This window comes from Kitasatospora sp. NPDC057965, assembly GCF_042887135.1.
Classification (GTDB): domain Bacteria; phylum Actinomycetota; class Actinomycetes; order Streptomycetales; family Streptomycetaceae; genus Kitasatospora.
Genome location: NZ_JBHVPZ010000007.1, coordinates 351,076 through 357,639, shown reverse-complemented (window position 1 = coordinate 357,639; position 6,564 = coordinate 351,076). Strand labels below are relative to the sequence as shown.

Here is a 6,564-nt window from a genome sequence, read left to right as displayed (position 1 = left end):
ACTGCAGGGGGGACCCTGTGGGAGAGTAGGACGCCGCCGAACAATTCTTCTGAGAAGCCCCTGCCGGGGATACCGGCAGGGGCTTTTCGCATTTCCGGGTCAGAGGGCGAGCTTGAATCCGATGTGCGAGGGAACGAAGCCGAGGCGCTCGTAGAAGCGGTGCGCGTCGGTGCGGGTGGCGTCGGAGGTGAGCTGGACCAGGTCGGCGTCCAGCGCGCGGGAGCGGTCGATCGCCCACCGGATCAGGTCGGTGCCGAGGCCGGTGCCGCGTTCGTCGGCGTGGATGCGGACGGCTTCGATGACGGTGCGGGTCGAACCCTTGCGGGCGAGGCCCGGGACGACGGTCAGTTGGAGGGTGCCGATCGTCCGGCCGGCGCGTTCCGCGACCACGAGGTGCTGGTGCGGGTCGGCGTCGATGCGCGTGAGAGCGGTGCGGTAGGGGGTCAGGTCGTCGGGGCTTTCGCGGGTCGCGCCGAGCGGATCGTCGGCGAGCATGGCGACGATGGCCGGGAGGTCGTCCTCGGTCGCCCGGCGGATGATCAGATCGTTCATGGGCACACCCTAGAAGGCCCCTGGAGGCCCCTTGGGCGTGATCCGGCGTCATGTGCCGGTCGGCGGGCTGGTGATGACCGCGAAAACGGCTCCCTGCGGGTCGACGAGCTGGCCGAGGCGGCCGACGCCGTGGACGTCCATGGCGGGGATCCGGACGGTGGCCCCGAGGCGCTCCGCGGTGGCGAGGCGCGCGTCGACGTCGGGCACCTCGAAGTAGGGGAGCCAGTGCGAGGAGGTGCCGGCGGCGGTCTGCTCGGGGCCGAGCTGCATGATGCCGCCGTGGGCGTCCTCCGTGCCGCCGCCGGGCGGGGTGAGGACGGTGTACTGGAGTTCGCCACCGACTGGGACGTCCTGTTCCTGCCAGGCGAAGACCGCGCGGTAGAAGGCCTTGGACGCCTCGGCGTCGACGCTGTAGCACTCCGTCCAGCAGAGGCTGCCGGGCTCGGTGACGGTGTCCAGGCCGTGCACGTCCTGCGGCTGCCAGATCGCGAAGTCGGCGCCGGTGGGGTCGGTGTAGCCGGCCATCCGGCCGCTGGTGAACACGTTGAACGGGGCGAAGCGGACCCGGCCGCCAGCCTCGCGGACTAGGGCCGTCGTGCGGTCGGCGTCCAGGGTGCAGAAGTAGACGGTCCAGGCGGGGGCGGCGTGGGTGTCGGTGAACGGTCCGAGCGCGGCGACGGTCCGGCCGTCCTGCTGGAAGAACCCGTAGCCGCCGGCCTCGGGACCGGCCGAGGCGTAGGTCCAGTCGAACACCGAGGTGTAGAAGCCGACCGAGGCCTCGGTGTCGGGGCTGGTGAGGTCGAGCCAGTTGGGTGAGCCGGGACGGAAGGCGGTGGTGAGCATGGTGTGCTGCCCTTCGACGACGTGCCTGGCCCCTCCCTCGTCCTTCCAGCGTGGCACTCGGGCCCCCGGTGTCGCACCCGGACGGTACGGTGCGTAGCGGAAGTCGTCCCGCGCGGTGAAGGGGGCCCGGTGGCCAGGCAGACAGGGGCACGGACCGCCACCGGCGGCACCGCGCAGGCGGCCGCGCCGCCGCGCCAGCTCGCCCAGGTCGAGGGTGTGCTGGAACGGATCACCTACGCCAACGAGGAGACCGGCTACACGGTGGCCCGGGTGGACACCGGGCGGGGCGGCAACGACCTGCTGACGGTGGTGGGCGCGCTGCTCGGGGCGCAGCCGGGCGAGTCGCTGCGGCTGCACGGCCGGTGGGGGTCGCATCCGCAGTACGGGAAGCAGTTCGTGGTGGAGAACTACACCACGGTGCTGCCGGCGACGGTGCAGGGCATCCAGCGGTACCTGGGGTCGGGGCTGATCAAGGGGATCGGGCCGCGGTTCGCGGAACGGATCGTGGAGCGGTTCGGGGTGGACACCCTGGAGGTGATCGAGAACGAGCCGGGCCGGCTGATCGAGGTGCCGGGGCTCGGTCCCAAGCGGACCAAGAAGATCGCGGCCGCGTGGGAGGAGCAGAAGGCCATCAAGGAGGTGATGGTCTTCCTGCAGGGGGTCGGGGTCTCGACGTCGCTGGCTGTACGGATCTACAAACAGTACGGGGACGGCTCGATCGGGGTGGTGAAGAACGAGCCGTACCGGCTGGCGTCGGACGTCTGGGGCATCGGCTTCCTCACCGCGGACCGGATCGCGCAGGCCGTCGGCATCCCGCACGACAGTCCGGAGCGGGTGAAGGCGGGGCTGCAGTACGCGCTGTCGCAGAGCAGCGACCAGGGGCACTGCTACCTGCCCGAGGAGCGGCTGATCGCGGACGGCGTGAAGCTGCTCCAGGTGGACGTGGGGCTGGTGATCGACTGCCTGGCGGAGCTGGTGGCCGTGGAGGGGGTGGTGCGCGAGCAGGTGCCGGGGGACGACGGCCGGCCGATCACGGCGGTGTACCTGGTGCCGTTCCACCGGGCGGAGATCTCGCTGGCGAACCAGTTGCTGCGGCTGCTGCGGGCGGACACCGACCGGATGCCGTGGTTCGCGGACGTGGACTGGCCGGCGGCGCTGGCCTGGCTGGCGCGGCGGACGGGGGCGGAACTGGCGCCGGAGCAGGAGCAGTCGGTGCGGCTGGCGCTGACCGAGAGGGTCGCGGTGCTGACCGGCGGGCCGGGGTGCGGCAAGTCGTTCACCGTGAAGTCGATCGTGACGCTGGCGCTGGCGAAGCGGGCCAAGGTGGTGCTGGCGGCGCCGACCGGGCGGGCGGCGAAGCGGCTGTCGGAGCTGACCGGGGTGGAGGCCTCGACGGTGCACCGGCTGCTGGAGCTGCGGCCGGGCGGGGACGCCGCGTACGACCGGGACCGGCCGCTGGACGCGGACCTGGTGGTGGTCGACGAGGCGTCGATGCTGGACCTGATCCTGGCGAACAAGCTGGTCAAGGCGGTCGCGCCGGGGGCGCACCTGCTGTTCGTGGGGGACGTGGACCAGCTGCCCTCGGTGGGGGCGGGCGAGGTGCTGCGGGACCTGCTGGCCGAGGGCGGGCCGATCCCGTCGGTGCGGCTGACCCGGATCTTCCGGCAGGCCCAGCAGTCGGGCGTGGTGACCAACGCGCACCGGATCAACGAGGGCCTGCCGCCGCTGACCGAGGGCCTGCCCGACTTCTTCCTGTTCGCCGAGGACGACGCGGAGCGGGCGGCGGGGCTGACGGTGGACGTGGTGGCGCGCCGGATCCCGCAGAAGTTCGGCTACGACGCCCGGCGGGACGTGCAGGTGCTGGCGCCGATGCACCGGGGCCCGGCCGGGGCGGGGAACCTCAACACGCTGCTGCAGGCGGCGGTGACGCCGGCCCGGGAGGGGCTGGCGGAGCGGCGGTTCGGCGGGCGGACGTTCCGGGTGGGGGACAAGGTCACGCAGGTCCGCAACAACTACGACAAGGGGCGGAACGGGGTCTTCAACGGCACAGTGGGAGTGGTCACGTCCCTCAGCGCGGACGACCAGCGCCTGACGGTGCTGACGGACGAGGACGAGGAGGTGCCCTACGACTTCGACGAGCTGGACGAGTTGGCGCACGCCTACGCGGTCACGATCCACCGGTCGCAGGGGAGCGAGTACCCCGTGGTGGTGATTCCGGTCACCATGTCCGCGTGGACGATGCTCCAGCGAAATCTGCTCTACACAGCGGTGACCAGGGCCCGAAAACTGGTCGTGCTGGTCGGGTCACGGAAAGCGATCGGGCAGGCGGTTCGCAGCGTCAGCGCAGGTCGGAGGCATGCGGCGCTGGACCACCGGCTTGCGTCTGGATGATTCTCCAAGGGATGGTTGCCTCTATTGTTCTCTTGACGTGAAGAGATTTACGGCAGAGCCTGGTGGGGTGCCGATCTTGTCCGGTTCGTACCGGCGGCGGCGGCAGGTTTTGTAGGGGCGGGCCCTTTCGGGTCACCCCGGGTGCGCGGCTGTCCGCCGGATGGGGGATGGTAGAGACAGTCAGGGCACCTTGGAAGAGGATTCATTTCGTCGGTGAGGAAGACGTGAGCGACAACTCGGTAGTACTGCGGTACCAGGACGGCGAGTACGAATACCCCGTCGTCGAGAGCACTGCGGGCAACGCCGGCTTCGACATCTCGAAGCTGCTCCCGCAGACCGGCCTGGTCACCCTGGACAACGGCTTCGGCAACACCGCCGCCTACAAGTCCGCGATCACTTTCGTGGACGGTGACAACGGCATCCTGCGGTACCGCGGTTACCCGATCGAGCAGCTCGCCGCCAAGGGTGACTTCATCGAGACCGCGTACCTGCTGATCAACGGCGAGCTGCCGGACTCCGAGCAGCTCGCGCAGTTCAACCGCGAGATCACCCAGCACACCCTGCTGCACGAGGACGTCAAGCGCTTCTTCCAGGGCTTCCCCCGGGACGCGCACCCGATGGCGATGCTGTCCTCGGTGGTCGGCGCGCTGTCGACGTTCTACCCGGAGAGCCACAACCCGTTCGACGCGGCCCAGCGCCACCTGTCGACGGTCCGCCTGCTGGCGAAGCTCCCGACCATCGCGGCGTACGCGTACAAGAAGGCGATGGGCCAGCCCTTCGTCTACCCGCGCAACGACCTGAGCTACGTCGAGAACTTCCTGCGGATGACCTTCGCGGTCCCGGCCGAGGACTACGAGCTCAACCCGGTCATCGTCAACGCCCTGGACAAGCTGCTGATCCTGCACGCGGACCACGAGCAGAACTGCTCGACCTCCACCGTGCGCCTGGTCGGCTCCAGCCACGCCAACCTGTTCGCGTCGATCTCGGCGGGCATCTCGGCGCTGTGGGGCCCGCTGCACGGCGGCGCCAACCAGGCCGTGCTGGAGATGCTGGAGAGCATCCAGAAGGACGGCGGCGACGTCGACGCCTTCATCACGAAGGTGAAGAACAAGGAAGCCGGCGTCAAGCTGATGGGCTTCGGCCACCGGGTCTACAAGGCGTTCGACCCGCGTGCCGCCCAGGTGAAGCTGCTCGCCCACGAGGTGCTGGGCCAGCTCGGCAAGTCCGACGAGCTGCTCGACATCGCGCTCAAGCTGGAGGAGCACGCGCTCAAGGACGACTTCTTCGTCTCGCGCAAGCTCTACCCGAACGTGGACTTCTACACCGGTCTGATCTACCGGGCGATGGGTTTCCCGACCAGCATGTTCACCGTGCTGTTCGCCCTCGGCCGGCTGCCGGGCTGGATCGCCCACTGGCACGAGATGATCAAGGACCCGACCAGCCGGATCGGCCGTCCGCGCCAGATCTACACCGGCACCGCGATCCGCGACTACGTCGAGATCGACGCCCGCTGACGCCGTGCACCCGCACTGACGCCATGCGCACGCCCTGACACCGTGCCACGAGGGCCCGGCCGCACTCCTGCGGCCGGGCCCTCGCGCTTCTCCACCTCAACGTCCGGCGCACGACTCCGGGGGCGGCGGTGGACCGGGAACGGCCGCTCAAAGCGTTCCCGGTCCCGCCACACCCCGGCGTCGTGCGCGAAGGCCGCCAACTGTCGGCGACCGACCCGGGGCCCGCCGGAGCCCCGTCGGCGGCAGCGGTGGTCATGCGTCGACGCTGTGCCGTTCGCCACGTCTCCGCCCACCGAAAAACTGCCGCACTACCAACCTAAGACGTATCAGCGTGTGAGAAGTTACGCCGGGGGGGTGTGAGCTGCCTCTCGCCACGCTCCGTGTGCGTGCCGTGCCGCCCCCATACCACACCTTCCACCGGCGGCGACGTCACCCTCCCCGCAGTCACGGCAACCGAGCGTGATAGGAATCGTGGCATTCCGGTACGGACCGTCGCGCACCTTGCAGCGTGGCGGCGGAGCTGGGGAGGGAGTGCGCAGATGACCAGGAACGTGGTTGTCACCGGCGGTGGCACGGGGATCGGGTACGAGGTGGCACGACGGTTCGCCGAGGCGGGCGAACAGGTCGTGATCGTCGGCCGACGGCGGGTGGTGCTGGAGGACGCCGCCGCGGCGCTCGGACCGAACGTGACCCCGCTGGTCTGTGACCTCGCCGACCCGGACGCCGTGGAGGCCGCGCTGGCCGACCTGCCGGAGCGGATCGACGTGCTGGTGAACAACGCGGGCAGCCGGGAGACCGTGATCGGCGCCGGGCCGCACGCCCTGCTGGCCCGCTGGCGCGGGGACTTCGAGCGCAACGTGCTGACCGTGGTCCTGCTCACCGAGTCGATCCGCGACCGGCTCACCCCCGGCTCCGGCCGGGTGGTCACCATCAGCTCGATCGCCGCCCTGCGCGGGGCCGGCTCGTTCGGGGCGGCGAAGGCCTCGCTGCACGCCTGGAACCACTTCCTCGCCGCCCAGCTCGGCACCTCGGGCATCACCGCCAACATCGTGGCGCCCGGGACGGTGGCGGGCACCGAGTTCTTCGGGCCGCGGCTGGACGAGGCGGAGGTCTCCCGGCGGTCCGCCCGGACGCTGCTCGGGCGGATCGGGGAGACCGGCGAGGTGGCGGCGGCAGTGCACTTCCTGGCCTCGCCGGAGGCCGGGTTCATCACCGGCGAGATCCTGCACTGCAACGGCGGCGAGCTGCTCGGCCGCTGAGCCGG

The 6,564-nt window shown here is 70.5% G+C and carries 5 protein-coding genes; 3 read left to right on the top strand and 2 right to left on the bottom strand.

Features of this window, described 5'->3' with window-relative positions; translation table 11 throughout:
• Nucleotides 1–99: 99 nt before the first annotated feature.
• A complete protein-coding gene (locus ACFVVU_RS12225) occupies nt 100–552 on the bottom strand; it encodes a GNAT family N-acetyltransferase (RefSeq protein ID WP_380688352.1) in 453 nt (150 codons plus the stop codon).
• 48 nt (nt 553–600) lie between these two features.
• The gene (locus ACFVVU_RS12220) at nt 601–1,395 is read right to left on the bottom strand and encodes a VOC family protein (protein WP_380688354.1); all 795 of its coding nucleotides are present in this window, start codon (nt 1,393–1,395) and stop codon (nt 601–603) included.
• Nucleotides 1,396–1,611: 216 nt separating this feature from the next.
• Here ACFVVU_RS12220 and ACFVVU_RS12215 point away from each other — a divergent pair, with 216 nt between their 5' ends.
• The 3 genes from ACFVVU_RS12215 to ACFVVU_RS12205 all read left to right on the top strand — a co-directional run bounded on the left by ACFVVU_RS12215 (nt 1,612) and on the right by ACFVVU_RS12205 (nt 6,559).
• Nucleotides 1,612–3,786, top strand: a complete 2,175-nt coding sequence (locus tag ACFVVU_RS12215; protein WP_380688358.1) for an ATP-dependent RecD-like DNA helicase — start codon at nt 1,612–1,614, stop codon at nt 3,784–3,786.
• Between the two features lie 224 nt (nt 3,787–4,010).
• A complete protein-coding gene (locus ACFVVU_RS12210) occupies nt 4,011–5,300 on the top strand; it encodes a citrate synthase (RefSeq protein ID WP_380688356.1) in 1,290 nt (429 codons plus the stop codon).
• A 539-nt stretch (nt 5,301–5,839) separates the two neighbouring features.
• A complete protein-coding gene (locus tag ACFVVU_RS12205) occupies nt 5,840–6,559 on the top strand; it encodes an SDR family NAD(P)-dependent oxidoreductase (RefSeq protein ID WP_380690376.1) in 720 nt (239 codons plus the stop codon).
• Nucleotides 6,560–6,564: the final 5 nt, after the last annotated feature.

What these genes read in the sequence shown, in the direction of transcription:
- ACFVVU_RS12205 (WP_380690376.1), top strand. Translation starts at nt 5,840, where the DNA reads ATGACCAGGAACGTGGTTGTCACCGGCGGTGGCACGGGGATCGGGTAC.
- ACFVVU_RS12220 (WP_380688354.1), bottom strand. Translation starts at nt 1,395, where the DNA reads ATGCTCACCACCGCCTTCCGTCCCGGCTCACCCAACTGGCTCGACCTC.
- ACFVVU_RS12225 (WP_380688352.1), bottom strand. Translation starts at nt 552, where the DNA reads ATGAACGATCTGATCATCCGCCGGGCGACCGAGGACGACCTCCCGGCC.